This window comes from Aetokthonos hydrillicola CCALA 1050 (assembly GCF_017591665.1).
Lineage (GTDB): Bacteria > Cyanobacteriota > Cyanobacteriia > Cyanobacteriales > Nostocaceae > Aetokthonos > Aetokthonos hydrillicola.
Genome location: NZ_JAAKGC010000060.1, coordinates 1 through 21,603, shown reverse-complemented (window position 1 = coordinate 21,603; position 21,603 = coordinate 1). Strand labels below are relative to the sequence as shown.

The 21,603-nt window shown below is 40.7% G+C and carries 21 protein-coding genes; 12 read left to right on the top strand and 9 right to left on the bottom strand.

The window, feature by feature from the left end:
* The first annotated feature begins 67 nt into the window (after window positions 1–67).
* Together G4P69_RS24680 and G4P69_RS24675 are read left to right on the top strand one after the other, a co-directional pair.
* Entirely contained in the window at window positions 68–1,600 is a 1,533-nt protein-coding gene (locus G4P69_RS24680) for a phytoene desaturase family protein (protein ID WP_208342466.1), read from the top strand.
* 93 nt (window positions 1,601–1,693) lie between these two features.
* Entirely contained in the window at window positions 1,694–3,751 is a 2,058-nt protein-coding gene (locus G4P69_RS24675) for a protein kinase domain-containing protein (RefSeq protein ID WP_208342474.1), read from the top strand.
* 11 nt (window positions 3,752–3,762) lie between these two features.
* Here the strand turns inward: G4P69_RS24675 and G4P69_RS24670 are convergent, their stop codons facing one another.
* Both G4P69_RS24670 and G4P69_RS24665 read right to left on the bottom strand, forming a co-directional pair.
* On the bottom strand, window positions 3,763–5,073 hold the full coding sequence (locus G4P69_RS24670) for a dihydroorotase (RefSeq protein ID WP_208351914.1): 1,311 nt from the start codon (window positions 5,071–5,073) through the stop codon (window positions 3,763–3,765).
* A gap of 148 nt (window positions 5,074–5,221) precedes the next feature.
* Complete coding sequence (locus G4P69_RS24665) at window positions 5,222–6,574, bottom strand: histidine phosphatase family protein (protein ID WP_208342492.1); 1,353 nt, start codon at window positions 6,572–6,574, stop codon at window positions 5,222–5,224.
* Window positions 6,575–6,625: 51 nt separating this feature from the next.
* On the opposite strand from G4P69_RS24665, the gene G4P69_RS24660 reads away from it, so the two are divergent.
* Entirely contained in the window at window positions 6,626–7,042 is a 417-nt protein-coding gene (locus tag G4P69_RS24660; RefSeq protein ID WP_208342494.1) for a hypothetical protein, read from the top strand.
* 374 nt (window positions 7,043–7,416) lie between these two features.
* On the opposite strand, the gene G4P69_RS24655 is transcribed toward G4P69_RS24660, so the two are convergent.
* A complete protein-coding gene (locus G4P69_RS24655) occupies window positions 7,417–7,845 on the bottom strand; it encodes a hypothetical protein (protein ID WP_208342477.1) in 429 nt (142 codons plus the stop codon).
* A 503-nt stretch (window positions 7,846–8,348) separates the two neighbouring features.
* Here G4P69_RS24655 and G4P69_RS24650 point away from each other — a divergent pair.
* From G4P69_RS24650 to G4P69_RS24630, 5 genes are all read left to right on the top strand, one after another.
* A complete protein-coding gene (locus G4P69_RS24650; RefSeq protein ID WP_208342478.1) occupies window positions 8,349–9,005 on the top strand; it encodes a MotA/TolQ/ExbB proton channel family protein in 657 nt (218 codons plus the stop codon).
* Window positions 8,989–9,390, top strand: a complete 402-nt coding sequence (locus G4P69_RS24645) for an ExbD/TolR family protein (RefSeq protein ID WP_208342479.1) — start codon at window positions 8,989–8,991, stop codon at window positions 9,388–9,390. The genes G4P69_RS24650 and G4P69_RS24645 overlap by 17 nt, the downstream gene beginning before the upstream one ends.
* A 178-nt stretch (window positions 9,391–9,568) precedes the next feature.
* Window positions 9,569–9,775, top strand: a complete 207-nt coding sequence (locus tag G4P69_RS24640; RefSeq protein WP_208342480.1) for a glycogen debranching protein — start codon at window positions 9,569–9,571, stop codon at window positions 9,773–9,775.
* Between the two features lie 285 nt (window positions 9,776–10,060).
* Window positions 10,061–10,621, top strand: a complete 561-nt coding sequence (locus tag G4P69_RS24635; RefSeq protein WP_208342481.1) for a methylmalonic aciduria and homocystinuria type D protein — start codon at window positions 10,061–10,063, stop codon at window positions 10,619–10,621.
* A gap of 119 nt (window positions 10,622–10,740) precedes the next feature.
* Complete coding sequence (locus G4P69_RS24630) at window positions 10,741–11,139, top strand: phosphomannose isomerase type II C-terminal cupin domain (protein WP_208342482.1); 399 nt, start codon at window positions 10,741–10,743, stop codon at window positions 11,137–11,139.
* Between the two features lie 170 nt (window positions 11,140–11,309).
* On the opposite strand, the gene G4P69_RS24625 is transcribed toward G4P69_RS24630, so the two are convergent.
* Window positions 11,310–12,374, bottom strand: a complete 1,065-nt coding sequence (locus G4P69_RS24625; protein WP_208342483.1) for a potassium channel family protein — start codon at window positions 12,372–12,374, stop codon at window positions 11,310–11,312.
* Between the two features lie 148 nt (window positions 12,375–12,522).
* Here G4P69_RS24625 and G4P69_RS24620 point away from each other — a divergent pair, with 148 nt between their 5' ends.
* Both G4P69_RS24620 and G4P69_RS24615 read left to right on the top strand, forming a co-directional pair.
* On the top strand, window positions 12,523–13,806 hold the full coding sequence (locus G4P69_RS24620; protein WP_208342484.1) for an acetylornithine transaminase: 1,284 nt from the start codon (window positions 12,523–12,525) through the stop codon (window positions 13,804–13,806).
* Window positions 13,807–14,119: 313 nt separating this feature from the next.
* The gene (locus G4P69_RS24615; protein ID WP_208342485.1) at window positions 14,120–14,539 is read left to right on the top strand and encodes a YidH family protein; all 420 of its coding nucleotides are present in this window, start codon (window positions 14,120–14,122) and stop codon (window positions 14,537–14,539) included.
* 176 nt (window positions 14,540–14,715) lie between these two features.
* On the opposite strand, the gene G4P69_RS24610 is transcribed toward G4P69_RS24615, so the two are convergent.
* The gene (locus G4P69_RS24610; protein ID WP_208351912.1) at window positions 14,716–16,395 is read right to left on the bottom strand and encodes a SulP family inorganic anion transporter; all 1,680 of its coding nucleotides are present in this window, start codon (window positions 16,393–16,395) and stop codon (window positions 14,716–14,718) included.
* A 650-nt stretch (window positions 16,396–17,045) separates the two neighbouring features.
* Between G4P69_RS24610 and G4P69_RS24605 the strand changes: the two genes are divergently transcribed.
* Both G4P69_RS24605 and G4P69_RS24600 read left to right on the top strand, forming a co-directional pair.
* Window positions 17,046–17,486 (top strand): hypothetical protein, encoded by a 441-nt coding sequence (locus G4P69_RS24605; protein ID WP_208351910.1) that lies wholly within the window; start codon window positions 17,046–17,048, stop codon window positions 17,484–17,486.
* A gap of 176 nt (window positions 17,487–17,662) precedes the next feature.
* Window positions 17,663–18,367 (top strand): DsbA family protein, encoded by a 705-nt coding sequence (locus G4P69_RS24600; protein WP_208351908.1) that lies wholly within the window; start codon window positions 17,663–17,665, stop codon window positions 18,365–18,367.
* A gap of 249 nt (window positions 18,368–18,616) precedes the next feature.
* Here G4P69_RS24600 and G4P69_RS24595 read toward each other — a convergent pair whose 3' ends face one another.
* The 4 genes from G4P69_RS24595 to G4P69_RS24580 all read right to left on the bottom strand — a co-directional run.
* Window positions 18,617–19,384, bottom strand: coding sequence for a phycobilisome rod-core linker polypeptide (locus tag G4P69_RS24595; RefSeq protein ID WP_208351906.1), 768 nt, complete (start codon window positions 19,382–19,384; stop codon window positions 18,617–18,619).
* Between the two features lie 133 nt (window positions 19,385–19,517).
* Window positions 19,518–20,078 carry a hypothetical protein gene (locus tag G4P69_RS24590; protein WP_208346114.1) on the bottom strand — a complete coding sequence of 187 codons (561 nt, stop codon included), beginning with the start codon at window positions 20,076–20,078 and terminating at the stop codon, window positions 19,518–19,520.
* Entirely contained in the window at window positions 20,075–20,677 is a 603-nt protein-coding gene (locus tag G4P69_RS24585; protein ID WP_208346113.1) for a phycobiliprotein lyase, read from the bottom strand. The genes G4P69_RS24590 and G4P69_RS24585 overlap by 4 nt, the downstream gene beginning before the upstream one ends.
* A gap of 111 nt (window positions 20,678–20,788) precedes the next feature.
* Window positions 20,789–21,603, bottom strand: an 815-nt coding sequence (locus G4P69_RS24580; protein ID WP_208351904.1) for an RNA-guided endonuclease InsQ/TnpB family protein, incomplete at its 5' end; no start/stop codon positions are given.

The following is a 21,603-nucleotide window of genomic DNA, read 5'->3' as shown; positions in this document are numbered from 1 at the left end:
CTATCATTGGTGGTAATTGTTGGTAGTCAGTTGTCGGTATTTATTTGACAACAAAAAAATGGGAAAAATGGACAATAGCAATGTGATTGTCATTGGTAGCGGTATCGGCGGCTTAACCGCTGCTGGATTACTCGCTCGTTACGGTAAGCAGGTGATTGTCTGTGAAAGCCATACAATTGCTGGAGGTGCTGCTCATAACTTTAGACGACGAGGATTTGAATTTGATTCTGGTCCTTCATTCTATTGTGGTCTGACAAGTGCTAGAAGTTTAAACCCTATCAAACAAGTTCTTGACGTTTTAGGAGAATCCCTAGAAAGTGTATCCTATGACCCATTAGGACATTACCACTTTCCTGAAGGCACTGTTGCTGTTTATTGCGATACTTTTGCTTACCATAACCAAATAAGTAAAATTACCCCCCAAGGTGCTGAAGAACTCAAGCTATTTGAACAACGCTTGTTACCTCTATATGAGGCGATGAAAGGTATTCCTACCTTGGCTTTAAGGGCAGATTGGCAGCTGGTTCCCATAGTACTTAAACGTTACTTGCCATCTTTGTGGAAAATGGTTCCTAATTTTCCCATTATCCAGCAATCTGTAGGCAAAATAATGGATGCAACCGTCCAAGATCCTTGGGTGCGGCGGCTCATTGACTTAGAATGCTTTCTACTATCAGGTTTAAAGGCTCATGGCACTATTGCCCCAGAGATAGCTTTTATGTTAGGTGAACGATCTCGTTCCGGGGTTGAGTATCCGGTAGGGGGAAGTGGCGCGATTGTCAATGCCTTAGTACGGGGTTTGGAAAGGTGGGGTGGCAAATTGTTATTGAATTGCCATGTTGAGCAAATTCTCGTAGAGAAATCGTTTGCAAATTCTCGAAACAAAGTTGTTGGTGTGCGTTTGAAAAGCGGCGAAATCCTCAAAGCGTCGGTAGTCATTTCTAATGCGAGTGTCTGGGATACTTACACTCAACTACTACATCCAGAAGACTTACCCTCATCTTATCGTCAAGCAGCTTTAAATACACCTGCAATTAATAGTTTCATGCATCTTCATTTGGGCATCAAAGCTTCTGGTTTAGAGAATTTAACGGGACATCATGTGGTTGTTCATGATGCTAGTAAAGATATTACAGTACCAGGCAATACTTGTATGGTATCAATTCCCAGTGTATGGGATACAACACTTGCACCACCATTCCATCATGTGGTTCATGCTTACACCTTAGAACCATACGCTGGATGGGAACGGAATGAGCAATATGAACAAAAAAAGCAGGAAAAAGCACAAACTTTATATCGTGCGCTACAACGGATTATCCCAGATATTAGGGAACGTGTGGTACTAGAACTTATCGGTACACCCCTCACCCATGCTCATTATTTAAGAAGGTATCAGGGAACTTATGGTCCCGGGATAGCTGCTAATCAGGGGATGTTTCCCGGAACACACACTCCTATACAGGGCTTATATCGAGTTGGTGATAGTACTATGCCAGGAATTGGTGTGCCCGCAGTAGCAGCTTCTGGTATTTTGTGCGCAAATACTTTAGTTAAACCACAGCAGATAGAAGAATTATTAGATTTTTCCTTTGCGTAACTAACTTAGTTAGTTGAGTAGCTTCTACCATCTGGAATAGTCTTTCAGCCTTTTGTAGTGTTATTTGAGTACAATCAATCAAAGTCCCATCAAATGTATACTCCATTGGAATCTAGTGACTTTTTTCCTACACCAGTTGCTGAGCCGCAAAAAATCTTAGTTTTATCAGCGATTCCTGGTGGACTACGTTTAGATCAAGAAATTCGCAATATTGAGGAAGCTATAGAACGATCAACAAAACGCGAGCTGTTTGAGATTTGTATCAGAACGGCTGTACGTTCTCAAGATATTCGTAGATCTATTGCCGAAGAACGTCCGTTTATTGTTCATTTTTGTGGGCATGGTATGGAGGATGGCAGCTTGTTATTGGAAGATGATGCGGGAGAGAATAAACTTGTATCACCACAAGGGTTAGCATCGCTGTTTAAATTACATGCAGATTGTGTAAAATGCGTGGTGCTTAATGCTTGTTATTCAGTTCAACTTGCTGAGTCAATTAGCCAATACATTGATTATGTAATTGGAATGAATCAGCCAATCGAAGATCAAGCTGCCATCGCATTTACTCAAGGTTTTTACGATGGGCTAGGTTTTGCAAATCCAAATAATCAAAATGCATTTGAACGAGCTTTTGACGAGGGTATGGTCGCACTTCAAATGGAAGACCTTTTACAAGCTTCAGTACCCGTTTTGAAAAAACTAAGTAACAAGAATATTCTTGAGATAAATTCTGTTATTACAAATCAAATCATTACTCCAGTCCTAGATAATGATCTAGGAAATAATAGTTCTGAACAGCTAAATATTAAAAATTTACAAACTTGTATCCGTCCCGAAGGAAGATATTTAAACTTAGAAGTACTTGCTCAAGGTGGCATGGCAACAGTTTATAAAGCTTATGACACAGTTTTAGAGCGTGATGTTGCTATTAAAGTTTTAGAACGCAAGGGATTAGAACAATATTTTGATAAAAGTGTTAAAGAGGCTGCTCAAATTTGTGATGAGCCTCAATTTATAACTATTTATAATTTTGATGTTAACAATGATGTTCATTACTACATCATGCGGTTTATCGAAGGAGAAAATCTCCGCAAACGGATGATTAATGATTATCCTCAAGGCTTCCCAGTCGAGTTAGTACACAAAATTCTTTTGAAAGTTGGAAATGCAATTGTTAGAGCACGGAAATTAGGTTTTACCTCTGGCGGCAGTATTAGACCGTCGAACATTCTGCTACATAAGTATAATGAGCCTTTTATCTCAGCCTTTAACTTGTGTGAAAGCTTTCCCACAGGAAAAATATTGCAAGAACTTGAGCGGATGTCTAAAGAGTCAGATGAGGAAGAATATCTAGAGGAGTTAGCTTATCTACTTCCAGAGAAATTTGCGACATATCGTCATGATTTTTCATTGGATAAATCTGATCAATATATGCTCGGTTTATTAGCATATGAACTTCTAACAGGCGAAATTCCACATACTCTTGAGAGTCTTGAAGACTTGCAGCAAAAAAAAGATAAAGCATTCAAAAAACTGACACCAATCACCGAGAAACGACCAGAGTGTCCTAAAAAATTTGAAAAAGTCATTTTAAGAATGGTATCACTTCGTCCAGAAGAACGCTATGAAACACTTCAAGAAGCAGTTGATGCAATTCCCCATAATGTCAATATTAATCTGAACCTAGCGAAAGAAAGTTATGCAAGATGTACAATTCAGCCGAATTTTAATAGGCAATTCTTCAAATCTTTCTACTATAAATTCACGGTAGAGTTGTGTCCTCACGCAGCTAAGAAATTTTCTTCACTTGAGACAGAAGACGACTGGAAACGTCAACATCAATCTCTTAAAGAAGCTATTCTTTTGTTATTTGCTTACTTTGAATTGAAGGGGCAAGAACAGGATGATCTCTTTTTGAGACAGGATGAGCAAGACGAACCTACTATTTTAAGTTGGATTGCCAAAACCCATAGTCATAAGCGTAGAAATATTACGCAGGACTTTTATAAACCCTTCGTCGATTCTCTGATTCAGACGGTAATTGATTTTGATCCTTCTTGTCAGGGAAACCCAGATTATCAAGAACTCGTAAAAAATGCTTGGTTAGAAGTCGTAGAACCAGGAGTTAAATATATGATATCGAAGTATTGACAACGCAATGTCTAACACCAAATTTGTAGAACGCGCCCTTGAATTTGTTTTCCTAACCAAGGTGTGTTACTCGAGAGTGTATAAAGGTTTTGTTTCTCGACTTTCCAGGTTTGCTGGGGGTCAAATAAAGTCAGTTCGGCTTTTTCACCAGGTGCGATAAGAGAAGCTTGCTGCCAAGGGCAGATCGCACTCATCTTCTGTTTTAAACACTCTGCTGGGTTGCTACTAAGAGCTTTCCATAACTCTAAAGCTGTAAATTCCCCGGTTTCTACCAGATTTTGCCACAGTAGGGGTAATGCTAATTCTAAACCAATTGCTCCTGGGGGAGCTTCAGCAAAGGCAACTGTTTTTTCTTCGTAAGTGTAAGGCGAGTGGTTAATGGCGATCGCATCTACAACACCTGTTTTCACTGCCTGTCTCAATGCGAGCAAATCATCTGGATTGCCTAACGGTGGATCTAAACGTAGAGACGGATTGTAATCGCTAATTGCTTTCGTGTCAAGTAACAAATGCATCCAGGTTGTACTGGCGGTGATGGGTAAACCAGAAGCTTTTGCTGATGCTATAAGTTCCACACCCCGAGCAGTAGATACATACATAATATGTACTGGTGTGCCTATATCAGCAACTAATTCTAATAAAGCAGCAATGGCGGAGGTTTCAGAAAAAGAGGGATTACCAGGTAAACCAAAGCGGATGGAGTCTGTACCTTCACGCATAACACCATTTGCTGCTAATTGGCGATCGCAACACCAAAATGCTACTGGTTTTCCTAAAGGTTGGACATATTCTAAGACTCGCCGCACCAGCACTGAATTCTCCCAAGGCTGACTATCAGCAAACCCAACCACTCCCGCCGCAGCTAGATCTGCCAATTCCGTCATTTGCTTACCAGCAACACCTAAAGTCAGCGCTCCCCAGATATTAACAACAGGCAAAGACGAGGAAAGAAGGGTATTTTCCTCATATCCTCGTTTAGTCGCTAATAACTTTGCTACCACAGCCGGATTATCGATTGATGGTGAAGTATCAGGTAAGAGACTAACTCGCGTAAAACCCCCAGCCGCCGCCGCTTGCAGTAGAGATAACAGGGTTTCCCGTTCTTCAAAACCTGGCTCACCGGAGTGGCTATACAAATCAATTAATCCTGTTCCTAGAACTAGCCCGCGACAATCTCGAATCCGAGTATCTTTTGGCAGCATATCAGAAGTACCACCAGTAACAGACTGGATCTTGCCATCACTGATAAGCACATCAGCGATTTGATCTGTTCCCGAAACAGGATCAATAACTCTTACTTGTTGTAGTAGTTCACTTGTCATAATTTCGATTTTTGAGTTTTCAGAAAGATTACAGCCAAACTGTTGAAAATACCAGAAAATTGCTTGCTAGGACTTGCAATCACAGATTCCATAAACTTGGTGTTATCGTCTTTACATAAAACTCAAAGCTCAAAAACCGTCAAAACCTTTACAAGGCACCTGCTGCAGTTTTATCCAATACACCTCCTCCTAAGTGAGAGGTAATATTCATTGCTTGCAGCACTGGTAAACCACTCAATCCAGAGGGGTAGTCAATGACGGTAACTGCGCCATTACCTTGGCGAAAATTCCAAAAATGTTGTGATGACAAGCCGAGAATTTGACAAAGCAAAGTCTTATTAGTAGCGTCGTGAGCAACTACTAAGCCAGTTTTAACTTGCTTTGCTAATGAAGCTTCAACAATTGAGTTCCAAGCAACCTGACTACGATCCCACACCTGTTGCAAATTTTCTCCTTCAGGCATTTGGACTTCTGTTGGAGTCTGTCGCCAACGCTGTAACTCTCCTGGAAACTCTTGCTCTATTTCTTTTTCTAATTTTCCTTCCCAAAGCCCGTGACTGATCTCTTTTAAACCGTCGTCGAATTCCAACACAACATTTTGATGATGCTGCAATATAATCTGTGCTGTTTCTTTTGGGCGTAACATTGGGCTACTGACTGCAAAATCAATATCCACGTTCTTAAGAAATTCAGCGCATGAATGGGACTGCTGCTTACCGTTCTCGTTGAGAGGAACGTCAATTTGTCCTTGAAACTTAGTCTGACGATTCCATTCTGTTTCCCCGTGACGCACTAGCAACAATCTTACTCCTTGATGATTTGCTCGCAAGGGCGGAAAAACTCCTCCCAAATGCTGCGTCTGATTCATTGACTCTAGTTGAACTGGTTCTCCCAATCCTCCAGAAAAATTTAGTACGCTAATACCACAGTTAGACTGTTGAAGGGAATGATAGCGAGATGGAGAAATTGAGAGCGCTGTTGCCAGCATTGCCCGATTAATTCCATTATGAGCTACTATAAGTATAGTTTCCCCTTGATGGTAAGGCAAAATCTCTTGCCAAAACTGCCGTGCTTGTTCGTATAAAGCTAAAACAGGAAAATACTCTTGTGTTCCTTCTGCTCTTTTAAGAAGCATCTTGAGTTTATCGGGTTGTTCCAACCAAATTTGGTAGTCTTCAGGGAACTTTTCCTTAACTTCAGCAGAAAGCATTCCTACCCATAAAGGGAGGTCAATTTCCATCAGCTTATCAGAAGTCTGGATGCTAGCAGAATTTCCAGCATTAATCGCTAGTTCGCGACGGATAATATCTGCCGTCTCTTTCGCTCGTTGTAAAGGACTGGTGTAAATTGCATCAAATGATATATTGCTGAGGGCTTTGCCTACTTTAATAGCATCATTACGACCTTTTTCAGTTAATTTGGACGCATCGGTACGTCCTTGAATGCGTTTTTCGGTGTTATAGGTGCTTTCACCGTGCCGCACAATGATGACGCGAGTCACTTTTTGCCCTCCTCTATCTAAATGTGTCATTTTACTGCAGAATGTGTACAAATGAAAAGGAATCAGAATTCAGGAGGAGCCAGTGCGGTGGAAGGGTTTCCCGGCATAAAGCACCTGGCGTTCAGAATAAAAACGAGGGCATTGGTAATTCTAGAGGTTCGGATGAACCTAGACACAACCGGACATTTAGTAATAGAAGCAAAATACGAGGATTTGACGCGAGGTTTTACACAGTTAGTTGCCGAAATGGTGGCGCTCGATCAGTGGGAGAATGCCACCACAGTTGACCAACAGCCTATTTTAATTGGCGTTGTTTCTACAGGTACAATATGGCAATTCGGTAGACTCGATCGCCCGCACGAAAGACAGGCTACTGTTCTACTCTCCCTACCCCAAGACTTAAGAAAGTTGTTTGAACATCCTCAATACTTAAGCCACAGTAGTAGTATTTTTTATCTTAAAGATTAGCTATGTAGTATCCTGCTTTTCCGCCGTTAATCCGAAAAAGGGAAATTAGCAGCGATTCGCTAGTAATTCCCTAACAATCGGTATTTTGTAATCCAATTGGTATATGATTTGGGCTACAGAGCTTGGCTCCTTTAACGTACCTGATATCTTGCTCCTAGGGTGTCAGCCAGCGATTTAAATCGCTGGCTAATAGCTAAAGTCCTCTCAAGAAGACTGCTCAAGGATTTTAGTCCATTGAAATGGACTAAAGCTATTAGCCCTGCACTTAAGTGTAGGGCGGGATATCGGGCTGATTCAGTCCGGGTGCAAAATGTCAGGTACCATCTGTACGTTCGCATCTAATAACCCGGTAGTAAATTGGATAAATAACTAAATTACTGACCCTGTTGAACTTGGACTTTTATTGCACTGTTAGGGTCAAAAGACTGATCTGGGATAGGGAAAATTACACTATTCGGGGATGCTAGTGGTTGCTGTATATCACGCCCTAATTCAAGTTGATCGTCGATTTTCACTGGGCGTTGATTTATATAAGGAGGAATATTACTTGTCGCATTGTTGCTAGAGATATCTCGATAATTTGTCGAGGAATTTCTAGAGACACTTGCAGAGTTGGTTATAGAAAAGAATCTTCCAAAGTCGCCACCAGCTGTTCTGTTATTAATTCCTCTTAGAGATCTTCCAGATAAGGTATATCCTTTATTGTTTGAGTTTCCCGATGCTGATGATTGTGCTTGAGCGGAACTACCTAAGCATATAATAGTTGCAATAACTGTTAAGCTCGTAACAATTTTGGTATTCATAGTTTTGTTCCAAACTCCCTATATTATTATTCTAGATTGAAATAGTTGGATTTTTATCTGGCGGTGCAAGTATAGCTCAATCAGCCGAAGCACTATCTATTCTGACTACAGACACCCGTTGTAGCCAAATTCACTCCTCATATCTAAGCTTAATACAGAATGATCAATATTGACTCTGGTCGTGGAGGTAAGACTGAAGGCATAAATTAGTCAACAAGACTACATTGCTCGTAAGGAAACCGCTTTCTCTGTTTCACATGAATTCGAGTTATTTCTCCGTCCTTTGTACTAGAAAATCGTAGGTTGGGTAGAGCGCATAAGCGTTACCCAACAAATGCCCATAAATGTTGGGTTTCGTCCCTCAACCCAACCTACCTAAAACTTGATTTTTTAGCTTAACCGAGCAGTATTAAGAGTTATTTATCCGTCGTTTGTACTAGTATTTATGGAGCAGTCGTCACTCTAGGTTTGGTTTTGAAGTTGAGGAGTAAAACAACAGTAATATGGTACTAAGTAATCTATTTGCCGCAGGTGGAGTGGTCATGTGGCCATTGTTGGGATTTTCTATCCTAGCAGTGGCGCTGATTATCGAACGTGTTATTTTTTGGGTGCGGATTAATAGACGTCAAACGCATGTTGTTAAAGAGGTACTGAGTCTTTATCGTCTGAATAACGTTGTTGGCGCTTTGGATAAACTCCATCAAAATACAGATTTGCCTCTGGCACGGATCTTTTTGGCAGCTTTGGAATTAGAGGAACCGACACCAGAAGAGTTTCGTCTCGCCTTAGAAACCGAAGCACAAGCCGAAATACCTTTGCTCAAGCGCTTTCAAAATATCTTTGAGACGATCATTGGACTTGCACCACTATTAGGACTTCTCGGTACTGTGCTGGGATTGATTGCCTCCCTTGCTTCTCTAAATATTGGTGATTTAGGAGGTACGAGAACAACAAATGTTACAGCTGGGATCAGTGAGGCGTTGGTTTCTACTGCATCAGGATTGGTAGTAGCTATTTTTACACTTTTATTTGCCAATACCTTTCGAGGACTGTATCAACGGCAAATAGCGCGGATTCAGGAGTATGGAGGACAACTAGAATTGTTGTACCGCCGCCGTTATGAAAGAGGAGATAAAACAACTTATGCGCCTACAAGATGAGCCAGATTTACCACTTCAAATCAACGTCGTGCCGATGATTGATGTAATGTTTGCGCTATTGACATTTTTTATTATGTCGTCGCTATTTTTAACACGCTCAGAAGGATTACCTGTAAACTTACCACAAGCAGGAACGGCACAACAACAAGCATCTGCACCAATTACTGTGACGATAGATAAAGCTGGTCAAATCAGCTTGAACCGTCAACCTACTGGGGTTGATGCTTTGGCAGAGCAGGTAAGCAAGTTGACTGGTTCTAACCAAGAAACTTTGGTAATCATTAACGCGGATGAGCAAGTTTCTCATGGTCATGTAGTGGCTGTTATGGATCGCTTACGTCAACTCAAAGGAGTAAAATTAGCGATCGCCGCCCAAAAACCATAAATATCGATAGCGATCCTAAATTATTTCTGAAAAATCTCTTGCAAGAGTGCTGATCTATTGCGTTCGTTCACGACTAAGTTTACAACTCGAATAGGATTGCTATAGCAGTTACTTATTGTTGGTTAGTGGTTAATCTCAATTAACCACTAGTCATAGCGAATTTTGAGGAGACGATACCATGACTATTTGGTTAAACGAGCAAGTAGACTCATCTGGGATGATTCACGCTTGTATTGCATGTTGTGACGAATCGCAAGCCCAAGATTGCCATGAGTCCTTTAAGCAGAATTTGACAGACGTACAAAAGGCTTGGGGCTGGGAGGCACGATTGCGAACAGTTAATACTTGGGATGATGTTCCAGTTAATGCTTTAAAACTTGACTGATGTGATGTTTTAGAAGTCGCAGGTGTCTCAAATGAGGCACCTGATCTGTACTCGACAGAAACTTCCCTCTCTTCAACGGAAATTCTTATCACAGTAGGAAAATCTTGTCCTACTTTATCAGAAAACGTATCTGCTAACGTTAAGATATATAAATAATAATATTAAAATTATATAAATAATAAATAAACCTTTCGATAAAGTGAACTCATCGGAGAAAATTAATAACTTTTCTGACGAATTAAGAGTTATCATCTACACAAAAGATGAACGTAAAAATCAGGTTGAGTGAAATATCCGAAGGCTTACACTTCTGTTGCAGGCTGTCTCATTGGTTTTGTTGGCAAAACAGGACGAGCAGTTCAGATCTCAATCCATCCTCCCAGTCAGTATATCTGTGCCAACTGCGAACGGGTATTGCCAGATTGGAAAAATCAGCTTTCTTTTTGGGTGGTGATTGTTTTGCAGCAATCACAACATGAACTAGTCGAAAGTACACCAGAAATAGAAACAGAAAAGCAACGCTTGCGAGAAAAGTTTATGCGGTTTGGCTGTGATGTAGCATTTAATATGCGCGATCGCGGTTATCTAACCGACTTAATTGATCCTCGTACTGGCTATCCTTTGCTTTCCCGAATTGGAAGTATTCCCCACGATGATATAGCTGTTGTAAAAGCTTTACTCAACTACCCAGTGATGCAAAATAAATGTCGAGTCCTAATCCATCCTGATTGGGGAATGGCAGTGTATCCTAGCATTTTAATGTCAGCAGCTTCCCCTATCATCATTGAATGGTTTATAACTATAATAGCTCCTCTTCATGGTTGGGAACCCCAAACTATTAATTAATTGCTGTCGGAATTAACTATCAAATATATTGATATTTTATTACAAATTCATGCTTTGTTCCCCCCTTTTCCCTAAAACTGCTAAATAATAGTCATAGCTGTCTAGTTGAGAAACTAGTTATGACTGAGTACGAGAATCATGCTCGATCAAGTGTAAATCAATCTTCTTCTCATTCAGGGATGAGGTATTGGGGTAAAGTAGAAGTTATTGAGGAAGGTGCTACTTATAGAATTAACCGTATTGAAATCAAGCCTAAACATCGTATCAAGCCTCAAATCCATTATCACCGCAGTGAACACTGGGTTGTAGTTTCTGGAACAGCACACGTAAAATGTGGCGGTAACGAACGATTACTTAACCGCAATGAGTCTGCTTTTGTCCCTGTTGCAACGCTTCATAGCGTCGAAAATCCCGGATTTATCCCACTCATTCTTTTAGAAATTCAAAATGGTGAATATATGGGTGAAGATGATATTGAACGCGCATTAGACTTGGCTTTAGCTAAACCAGTTGCTTAACAAGAAGTCAGAACTCAGAATTCGGAAGTCAGTCCGAACAAAACAAGTTTTTTTCCCTGCTCCCTATTTTCAAGCTAGAATTCAGCAATCTCTAATTAAACCAGTTAACAACCCCTTTTTTCTTTCTCCCGTCGGAATACACCTTCATATTGACTTCTGACTTCTGACTCCTATTTATTCTTCGGTCTCCGCAATTTCTGAGAACCAATTGGTCCCAAGAGTTGGTTAAGCGCACGCAATTGTTCTGCTGTCCCCATAGCGATCAGTGTATCTCCTGGCATAAATACCGTCTCAGCAGTAGGACCACCAATAAGTTCTCCATTAGTGCGACGAATGGCAAGCAATAATGCACCGGTTTGTGCACGTAGCTTTGCTTGCCTTAAGGTTTGACCCACAAAAGGACTAGTAGTAGGGTCGAGCAAAAATTCTTCCATATACAACTGTCGGTCTGTGCCTGAGATAATACCATCTACAAAGTCCATGACTTCAGGTCTAAGGGCAGCGGCAGCCATTCGCTTACCCCCTGTAATGTAAGGAGAAATGACTGCGTCTGCGCCACCACGCTGCAATTTTTGCAATGCTTCTTCTGTGCTTGCTCGTGCGATCGCTCGTATGCCAGGATTTAGTGTTTTTGCTGATAGTACTGTATATAGATTTTCTGCATCAGAAGGCAAAGCTGCAACTATACAAATTGCCCGTTCAACACCAACAGTCAAAAGAGTTTCATCTAATGTGGCATCACCCTGGTATACAGTATAACCTTCTACTTGAGCTTTGCGTACAGAGTCTATATCAGAATCAATCACCACAAAGGAAACATCTTCTGCGCGAAATTCTTGGGCTATTTGACGACCAGTCCGGCTAAATCCACAGATGATATAATGCCTTGATAAAGAGTCCATTAACCGCCTCTGTTGTCGTAACCGAATTCCTTCTTGAAAGTAACCTTGAATTACAGCTTCTGTAAACCTATTGACAATGTAACCAATAGTGATCACACCCATTAAAATCAGGGCGATGGTAAATAACCTTCCGCGTACTCCTAGTGGTCGTATTTCCCCATAACCTACAGTAGATAACGTAATTACCGTCATGTAGGTCGCGTCTTCCAAAGGCCAGCCTTCTACAAAGTGATACCATAAAGTACCAGTCAGGAAGACACCGGCGAGAGCGATCGCTCCTGCCATTAACTCTGTTTGGATACGTCGATATTTTTGCTCAAGGTTTGAGTACACAGTGCTTTACGATTGTTAGTCGTTTCAGAATAACCAAGTTTTAGCCTCGGTAGAAATTTTCGCTATTGGTTATTACAAAGATTTTTGTCAGAATTAGCTTAAAGGCATTAAATCACTATTACTATAAAAGATTTCGAGGATTTAGGCAGTGCTCAAACAAACTCTGGTTGAACAAGCAACAATAAATCCACAGTCAGGTTCCGTGTCATCTAGCACCTTTGATACAGATGATTTTAATCAGACTGTCATGTCCACTTATTCGCGGTTTCCTTTAGCCCTAGAACGGGGAGCCGGATGTCGCGTTTGGGACACACAGGGACGAGAATATCTCGACTTTGTGGCTGGGATCGCCACTTGTACTTTAGGACATGCGCACCCTGCTTTGGTAGAAACGGTGACACGACAAATTCAAAAATTGCACCACGTTTCTAATTTATACTACATTCCCGAACAGGGAGAGTTAGCAAAATGGATAGTAGAGCATTCCTGTGCAAGTAGAGCATTTTTCTGTAACTCCGGGGCGGAAGCAAACGAAGCTGCTATTAAACTGGCGCGGAAATATGCTCACACAGTCCTAAAAATTGACAAACCAATCATCTTGACAGCACATGCTAGTTTCCACGGTCGCACTCTAGCAGCGATTACTGCCACAGGTCAACCGAAGTATCAAAAGAACTTTGATCCCTTAGTACCCGGGTTTCACCACGTACCTTACAACGATGTTAGGGCACTTGAAGCAGCAATTAGCGAATTGGATGAAGGTGATTACCGTGTCGCAGCAATTCTTTTAGAGCCATTACAAGGAGAAGGCGGTGTTCGTCCGGGAGACATTGCTTATTTCCAAAAAGTGCGGCAAATTTGTGATGAAACCGGGATCCTGCTTATTTTTGACGAAGTACAAGTTGGGATGGGACGCACTGGTAAATTATGGGGTTACGAAAATATAGGCGTTGAGCCAGATATCTTCACTAGTGCCAAAGGCTTAGGTGGTGGTATTCCTATAGGAGCAATGATGAGCAAATCATTCTGTGATATTTTTCAGCCAGGGGAACACGCAAGCACGTTTGGTGGGAATCCTTTTGCTTGTGCAGCTGCACTCACAGTTTGCCAAACTATAGAAAAGGAAAATCTTTTGCACAATGCTGAAGCAAGGGGTGAACAATTACGAAATGGTTTGCGCGCGATCGCACAGAAATATCCGCAGCAAATCGTTGAAGTCCGTGGCTGGGGTTTAATCAACGGTATGGAACTTGCCGCAGATCCACAACTAACTGCTGCTGATGTCGTCAAAACTGCGATGGACAGCGGTTTATTACTTGTTCCTGCCGGACCAAAAGTTGTCCGATTTGTACCACCACTGATTGTTAGTGAACAAGAAATTGATACTGCATTGCAAGCTGTTGATAAAGCAATAGCAAAAATTGCAGGTTAGTACAGCCTTGAGTAGGTTGGCACAAAATTGGTTCGTAGTTGCGCTTTAGCGCACTAAAATGCAACTACAAACCTTTCAAGTATATTTTCTCCTAAGTATAAACCCGCAAAAATTAAAAATATACTCATCAAAATTACATTATTTCTATCAGTTTTAATACCTAAATAAAGGACTTTTGTTTTAATACTGAGTGACCAAACAATATCGATTCTTCTTTTCTTCAATACTTCAACAAAATCAAAAGTCAACTACTGGAAAGATGCACATAAGCAGTACTTCCCGTACTATTTAAATGTAGCTATAATTCAAGTTTATGAAGACAGAGATACAGCAATTAGACGACAATTCTAACTCAAAGAAACGTACTTCCGACAAAGTGCGGGAACATCTAGCAAATGAGCGTACCTATTTAGCTTGGATGAGAAGTGGAATTTCTTTGATGGGGTTCGGTGTTCTCATTGTTCGTCTTCGTATTCTCCGTCCCCCACTTGTCCCGGAATCTCCTGGTGCGGGCTGGAAGTTAGGTTTAGCGTTCTCGTTAGTTGGTCTATTGACAGTGTTATTTGCAACTCAGCACTATGGTGTTGTTCGTCGTGATATAGACACAGAATCCTATGAACCAGCAGACCGCTGGGTAATCCTCTCCAGTCTTGCTGTCGTACTTCTAGGACTTGGGGTTATATATTATGTTTTCTCAGTTTCCCTCGACTCGAATAATATTATTGTTTATTGATCGAAATTGCCAAATATTAAGTTGATGTTTCCTTTAGCAGGCTACAGTTGGGAGCAGTCCCCGTTTTGTGGGATCGAATTTTTATGAAACAGAATTCAGGAGTCAGAATTCAGAATAAATCCTTTATCATCTATTTTTAGGCATCCCACAAAATTGCACTGCTCCCTTAAACAAACTTAAGCAACTAGTTCTTCTGACCCCAAATTAGAAGTCACTCCAGGTTGGTATGCTTCTAAATTGGGATTGAGAGCATAAATTGCTGCATCCGTCGTTTCAAAACAATTTTCTCGCCCAATTTTATCGAGTAAACCAGTGCGTTCTAGGAGCTTTTGAACATCGGACTGTAATCCGCTCAAAATCAAGCGACAACCATGACGTTTTAAGTCATGATAAATATCTTCCATCGCCACTAATCCGGTGGTATCCATGTTTGGAACAAAGCGCATCCGCAGAATTAGATACTTTACTTCTGGCTCATCCCGCAGGAAGGTGACGAATCGTTCAGCCGCGCCAAAGAACACAGGACCATCAACCCGATACACCGCAATTTCCTTTGTTAGCTCTAGTGGAATCCCTGGTGGAAACGCATCTGTTTCAGGAACCTTAGCCAAACTCAGCTCACTCATGCGTTTGATGAACAATGCCCCAGCTGCAATTAATCCCACTTCGACGGCGAGAACCAAATCGAAGAAAATTGTCACCATCCAAGTAAGAATCATTACGGCAAAGTCAGAATAGGTCGCCCGCACTAATAAACCGATCGCTTCCCATTCAATCATCCGTACACTCGTCACTATTAAAATGCCTGCCAGTGCTGCTAATGGGATTTGAGCCGCTAATGGTGCTAATGTCAAAACAATCGCTGCCAATGCAACCCCTTGAATCACACCCGATAGCCTGGTTCTACCACCGGCTCGTACATTCACTGCTGTGCGTGCGATCGCCCCGGTTGCTGGAATGCCACCAAAGAAGGGTACTACGATATTGGCTAAACCCTGACCAATCAATTCGCGATCGCTATTATGTTTTTCACTTACCGTCATGCCATCTGCTACCACTGCCGACAGCAAAGATTCAATGCTACCCAATGCTGCCAGGGCTAATGCTGGATTAATCAATTCTTGGATCAACCCAAAATCATTCCAATGGGGAATCGATTGAGGTAAAGGTAAAGATTGAGGAATTGAACCAATGGTTGGAACATGCAAATGAAACACGGAGGCGATCGCTGTAGCCAGCACCAGTCCGACCAGAGAACCTGGCACAACCCTTGTAACCCTTACCCAAAAAAGTTGCGTCAGAATCACAATCGTTGCTAAAACAACGGCTGCCCAATTGAGTTGTTCCAAATGGGTTATAGTTTGCCACAATCCTGGTAAGAAATGTTCACTTCTGGATAGTTTCAGCCCAAAGAAATTGTTCAATTGTCCACAAAAAATAATGACAGCAATGCCGTTGGTAAAGCCTGCTGTCACTGGGTAGGGGATGAATTTAACAAGTCTACCCAACTTGGCAACACCTAGGGCTACCTGGATAATCCCAGCGATGACTCCAGCGATCCAGACTTTCTCAATTCCATACTTCGCAACAATTCCCACCAGAATGACTGCCATTGCCCCAGTCGGACCGGTTATTTGTACCGGAGAACCCCCAAAAACCGCTGCTATAATTCCCGCCACGATCGCAGTGTAGAGTCCGGCTTTGGGATCAACCCCGCTCGCTACAGCAAATGCAAGGGCTAGAGGAAGCGCAACAACAGCCGCCGTTAACCCGCCTGCTAAATCTCCTCTCCAGTGAGTGAATACACGCTTATACCACATTCCTAGTACACTGCGGAAGCTGTTAGTTATTGTCATCGGGTTCAAAGAACCTCTTTTTATCAAGTTCACCATGTCCTCAAAGAGTTTTGTCTTGTGAAATAGCTGGATTTGAAAGACATAATTAATGTCTGTAAACCTTTGTAAGTGCTTATACGCGAATCTATAAATCTGTAAAGTTTTGTATATAGACTAACACTGGTACTAAAACGTGACAAGCAGTAACGGGGGTGGAAGAACAAAGTTAAGCATATTTATCGCGCAATAATTTCAGATTTTCACTGATCTTCGCTGTTGTAGGATGATCTACCCCTAGACCACCAGTTGCAACTTTTTGATACTTAGCCCAGGAATTTAATTTCTGGGTCAATTTCTGCAAAAGTATAGAAATTCAGCGTCTATTGCGGGATTTCTTCTAAGGGAGACGCTTCTCAAGGGCGGAGAGGCTGCGCCAACGCACGCCCGCAGGGCTTTACGCGAACGCAAACGATAGGATTGCTTTGCTTCTCTTCGAGACGCTTTGCGAACGCTCGCGGCGGACTGGAAATATTTTTGTCCATCTACTTATCTGTAGGTATTTAGGAGGTGCGATGAGCAGTAAATGAGTAAATATTGAGCATATTTTGGTATGGAAAATAGACAGTTCTTTAAGAGAGACTTTTAGCATTCAATACCTTGTCAGAAATGTCATGCGTAACTCATTGATGACGTGTTTGCTAATTTTAGGAATTGCCCCTTTTTTTGTGTTTCTGATTGTTAAAAATAGCCAAGCTCTTCCATCCGGAGGAAATCCAAGCGAACCCAGCGTGTTTGAACAAGTGGGTAGCTGTGGTAGTAAATATGTTAATCAATTTAACTCATGTGCGCAAAAGAAAAACCCTAATGACCCAAACCCAACTCCAAGAGAAATAGAAGACTGCCGGAGTCGAGTGATTGGTGATTACGGAAACTGTCTCAGCAAAATTAATTTCAGTCCTGATAGCAGCGAATTAGATACATGTTCTACTGCCAGGATTGTAGCAGACCAATGTTGGGGTACTTACATGGGTTGTGGTGGTCTTAATACTCCAAGGTGTGCTGAGATGTATGACACTTGCATTGCTGCTAGTGGTGTTGGAAGTTGTCAGTAATTTTAAATATTTTGTTTTTTATTTAAAATTAAATTGTAAAAGCCAGTAGTTTCTTTGATAAGTATTCAAAATAAAAAGACGAAATTACTGGTTTTTCGATAATAGTAAAACATACATAATAAAACACAATGAATTTGAATTTCATAATTAATAAGCCAGTTAAGTTGTTAATTTTTATGGGTTCTATAATAATGATTACGGGATTAAATTTATATATATTCAATCAATATTTAGAATATTTGATTGCAATAAATATTCAAAAACATCCAGATTTAATTTTAAATTCCGTCAAAGATTATCAATTAAAATTAGAACGTGCTAAAAATCAAGCAATTGAAAATATTAGTAATGATTTAATGAAAAATCCTGTCGATTTTATAGGAGATTCACCTACATTAGGTTCCCAAGATAAAAAAATAATTTTAGTAGAATTTTCCGACTTTCAATGCCCTTTTTGTGCTAGAGCCCATAACAATATTTCAAAATTTATGCAAAAGAATGGAAATGAAGTTACTTTTGTTTATAAACACTTACCATTAGTAAATATTCATAAAGAAGCAATGCCAGCAGCATTAGCATCTTGGGCTGCTGGCAAACAGGGAAAATTTTGGGAATTTCATAAAGCTTTGTTTGAAAATCAAGATAAGTTGGAAGATGCTTTATATGTCAAAATAGCACAGCAACTTAATTTAGATTTAAAAAAATTTGATAAAGATCGTAAGAGTAATGCTGCCAAAGATGCTATCAAAAAAGATATTACTTTAGCTGAGAAATTAAATATTAGTAGTACGCCCTATTTCTTATTTAATGGTCGGCCAATGTCAGGGGTAATTTCATCCCAAATTTTAGAAAATACTCTCAGGCAGGTTAAAAATAATTAGTTAAGTAGATGAGCATAAATAATAGCTAGGCGCGCATAAGAGATGGGATAGAGTTTGTTTTATTAGGCATATCCCAATAAAACTTCTACATCACCCAAAATTTATGCGCGCCAAATAATCATTCAACTAGTACAGGGGTTGCGGAAATAAAGATATAATTCAAAATTAGCAAAAAAGTCAATTAATAAACTTTTTGAATTTTGAATTTTAAATTCCGAGTAAAGTTACTAGCTGTAGGCTTAAAAAGCTTTACTTAATCCCTGCTAATTTACGATAAGGTACAGATTGTTCAATATCGATGTTGTATGGGGAAATCCTTTGTGGTGGGTTACCTTGAGGATCGATACCTTGTGCCATAGACAAGAACAAAGATGGATCGCCCGCCTTCGGCTTTTTGTCTTGGGGAACGTATCTACGTACTTGTGTCTGCCAAATGATTTGTGGAAAGCCTAGCTTAGCGCGATAATAATCTTCGTAGCGGGGCAATTTAATATCAGTTGGCAAATCACCTTGAGAGCGCCCTTGTAATACCCGACGACGACGGTAGGGAACTGTGTTGTATCCAAAATTGTCTAGATACTCTTCGCTATTGAGCAGTTGATCAATGAAGCCTACAATACCTTTTGTAGCAACTACAATGGACCAAGCTATTTTTTCTCTCTCGTTATAAACTTCGCGCCCCAGCACGCGCTCAACGACTTGCTCAACAAAGCGATAGTTATTGTTGAGGTCGTAGAAGCTCTTTCTAAATGTATTAGAAAGCACTAAGCCACGAACAAAATCCCGTACTGTAATTTGTCCATTACGGAGTTGGGATTCAAGAAAGCGTTCGCGATCTGCTTCAAAAGCACGAAAGAACAATTGACGGTATGCTGCTTCGATCAGATTATCCAGATCTGAAGATGAGAGCAGGTTGTCCGTGGAATAAATCCAAGGCTTTTCATCACCTGCTACCTCAAACCCAGCAACACGCTGATTTTTGCTAGAAGGCGTGTATGTTAACAGAGGAAGTGACATTTATTAAACCTCCGCGATGTTAATGAAATTTAACAACTTCAAATCACATATTAAGGGAGTAGCACCAGCTGAATCCTAAGATTCTGATAGAATTTTACGAAATTTAACGAAAAGTAACTCTATGTGGCATCGTCTACGCCCAAACTCTTTGTGAACCTAACCAAAATTCTAAGGGGTCTTTGGTCGATTCACAATAAGGCCAACTACGCAAGCTAACCTCCTTTCCTATCTCCCAACAAGGTGGCTCTAATCCTAGTCCCAAACACAGATGAGAAAGAACACTCCCAAATCTCTGGCTATGCCCAGACTCACCCAAATGAGCATGGGCGTATTCATGGGCGACGACGTGCAACCAATTTTCTGGTACAACTCGACCAACGTCAACGAAAATCGTGATTGGAGTTGTAAAAATGTTGCATATACCATCAAGCCCAAAGGGTTGGGCTAGAGGAACAGCAAAAATTTGCATTGTCTTTCGCTCTTGGGGATGGAAGCATTCATGACAGGCTTGCAAGTGGGTATTCAAAAGATTGTTAATCTTCTGGATATTCTCGCCAACGAATGTACAAATGGGAATGCGATCGCGCAGGTTATCCATCACATCCACCATTTTTGGTTCTAAAGCAAGCCGCTGTACCATCAGCAGATATTCGCAGCCACGAGCAAATGCATCACCACGAGTAGAATAACTCACCAACCCAAAATAGAATAAAACTCTGTTGTTGATGAAACATCCTGCGCTTGGTTGTGAGTTCCCTCTTGTGTATCTTCTCCTACACGAGTTTCAGTACAAAATGACGCTGTGCTAAAGCCGCCAAACCGTTTTACAGTGCTGGTGCGTAATCGGACGTTTGGGCTGGCAAACCAAAATCTCTCAATAGAACTCATTGTTTCATATTCAGTCGTTAGCACTAGTCCATCTTGATCGTCCAGGTAAAAAAGACCGACTACAGGCATAATTTCTGCGTAGCCTCTCTCTCTCAGTAATTTACCTTGTCTTGGGTTATCCGCATCAGGGACAATCGCAAATACTGTTTTCCCTTCGTGATTCTCATCACCTTCTTTGTCCCAAGCCATAGTACCTAGCCAATTCACCCGAGATCCACCAACAGCTAAGCTAGGGTCAATCGAGTGCATCTCACACAGCGCAATTAATTCTGGATCCTCTGCACTCAAGGTTTCCACATTTATCTCAGACTCTCCCATTTCAGAACGTTTAAATGCTAAGTGATGAGTTGTACGAGAAGAAAGCCATCTACCAGCACTTAGCTGAAAAAATTCCATTGCGTCCATCAGACTTGTCGCTCCTAACTAATAACTCTTGAGAATGATGTTTTACTTATTTTCTGCTATAAAAGACTTACCTAAACTTGGTTAAACCAAGTTGAGCGCTAATTTCCTGCTTCAACTTGGGGAGTCGGCTCCTTCCAATCCACAGGCTTTACTTTCCGATCTAGCCAACCGTACTACTTTATTTGGTGCATCTTTTAAGTTGTCAGCAGCATTCTCATCCCTATCGTGAGAATGACCGCATCTTTCACAATTAAAAATTCGCTCTGATAGCTTCATAGGCTGTAGATGACCACACTTAGAACATTTCTTAGAACTTGGATAAAACCTATCAACAAGTTCAACTTTAGTTCCATAGTGGTCTTGCTTATAAACCAATTGCCTACGAATCTCATAGAAACAATTATTTGAAATAGCAGAGGCTAGTTTGTGATTAGCTAACATACCTTTGACATTTAAATCCTCAATCCTGATCACATAAGCTTTTGTGCTTATTTCTGAAGTCATTTTTTGAGTAGTATCTTGTCTGATGTTGGCTATTCGCCTATGAATTTCAGATTGTTCCTTAAAAAATTTAATAGCGTTTTTAGATGCTTTGATTTTTAGTGTTTTATTCCCTAAAATTTTTCTACGATTATGCCATTGGAGTTTACCTAGCTTGGTTTTTGCCTTTTTAGTAGTATCTGGCATATCGTAAGTTGAACCGTCAGAACATGTTGCTAATCTTTTAACACCCAAGTCAACACCAATTTTTTCTATCTCGTGAGTAATTGGCGGTACTTTTTCAGCATCTAAAGTAAAAGATACAAACCATTTTTCACCCGTTCTAGATACTGTAAAAGTCTGAGAACTGCATAAAAATGGTATCTTTTCCTTTAGTCTTAGTGTTTGTGATAACCCAGGTAATTTTATTTTCTTGCCTGAATTTA

Bases quoted from the DNA above. Each gene is read 5' to 3' on its own strand.
- G4P69_RS24680 (WP_208342466.1), top strand. From the start codon at position 68: ATGGACAATAGCAATGTGATTGTCATTGGTAGCGGTATCGGCGGCTTA.
- G4P69_RS24655 (WP_208342477.1), bottom strand. From the start codon at position 7,845: ATGAATACCAAAATTGTTACGAGCTTAACAGTTATTGCAACTATTATA.
- G4P69_RS24670 (WP_208351914.1), bottom strand. From the start codon at position 5,073: ATGACAAGTGAACTACTACAACAAGTAAGAGTTATTGATCCTGTTTCG.
- G4P69_RS24600 (WP_208351908.1), top strand. From the start codon at position 17,663: ATGGGTTCTATAATAATGATTACGGGATTAAATTTATATATATTCAAT.
- G4P69_RS24615 (WP_208342485.1), top strand. From the start codon at position 14,120: ATGAAGACAGAGATACAGCAATTAGACGACAATTCTAACTCAAAGAAA.
- G4P69_RS24585 (WP_208346113.1), bottom strand. From the start codon at position 20,677: ATGGACGCAATGGAATTTTTTCAGCTAAGTGCTGGTAGATGGCTTTCT.
- G4P69_RS24605 (WP_208351910.1), top strand. From the start codon at position 17,046: ATGCGTAACTCATTGATGACGTGTTTGCTAATTTTAGGAATTGCCCCT.
- G4P69_RS24645 (WP_208342479.1), top strand. From the start codon at position 8,989: ATGCGCCTACAAGATGAGCCAGATTTACCACTTCAAATCAACGTCGTG.
- G4P69_RS24640 (WP_208342480.1), top strand. From the start codon at position 9,569: ATGACTATTTGGTTAAACGAGCAAGTAGACTCATCTGGGATGATTCAC.
- G4P69_RS24675 (WP_208342474.1), top strand. From the start codon at position 1,694: ATGTATACTCCATTGGAATCTAGTGACTTTTTTCCTACACCAGTTGCT.
- G4P69_RS24595 (WP_208351906.1), bottom strand. From the start codon at position 19,384: ATGTCACTTCCTCTGTTAACATACACGCCTTCTAGCAAAAATCAGCGT.
- G4P69_RS24610 (WP_208351912.1), bottom strand. From the start codon at position 16,395: ATGACAATAACTAACAGCTTCCGCAGTGTACTAGGAATGTGGTATAAG.
- G4P69_RS24650 (WP_208342478.1), top strand. From the start codon at position 8,349: ATGGTACTAAGTAATCTATTTGCCGCAGGTGGAGTGGTCATGTGGCCA.
- G4P69_RS24660 (WP_208342494.1), top strand. From the start codon at position 6,626: ATGAAAAGGAATCAGAATTCAGGAGGAGCCAGTGCGGTGGAAGGGTTT.
- G4P69_RS24630 (WP_208342482.1), top strand. From the start codon at position 10,741: ATGACTGAGTACGAGAATCATGCTCGATCAAGTGTAAATCAATCTTCT.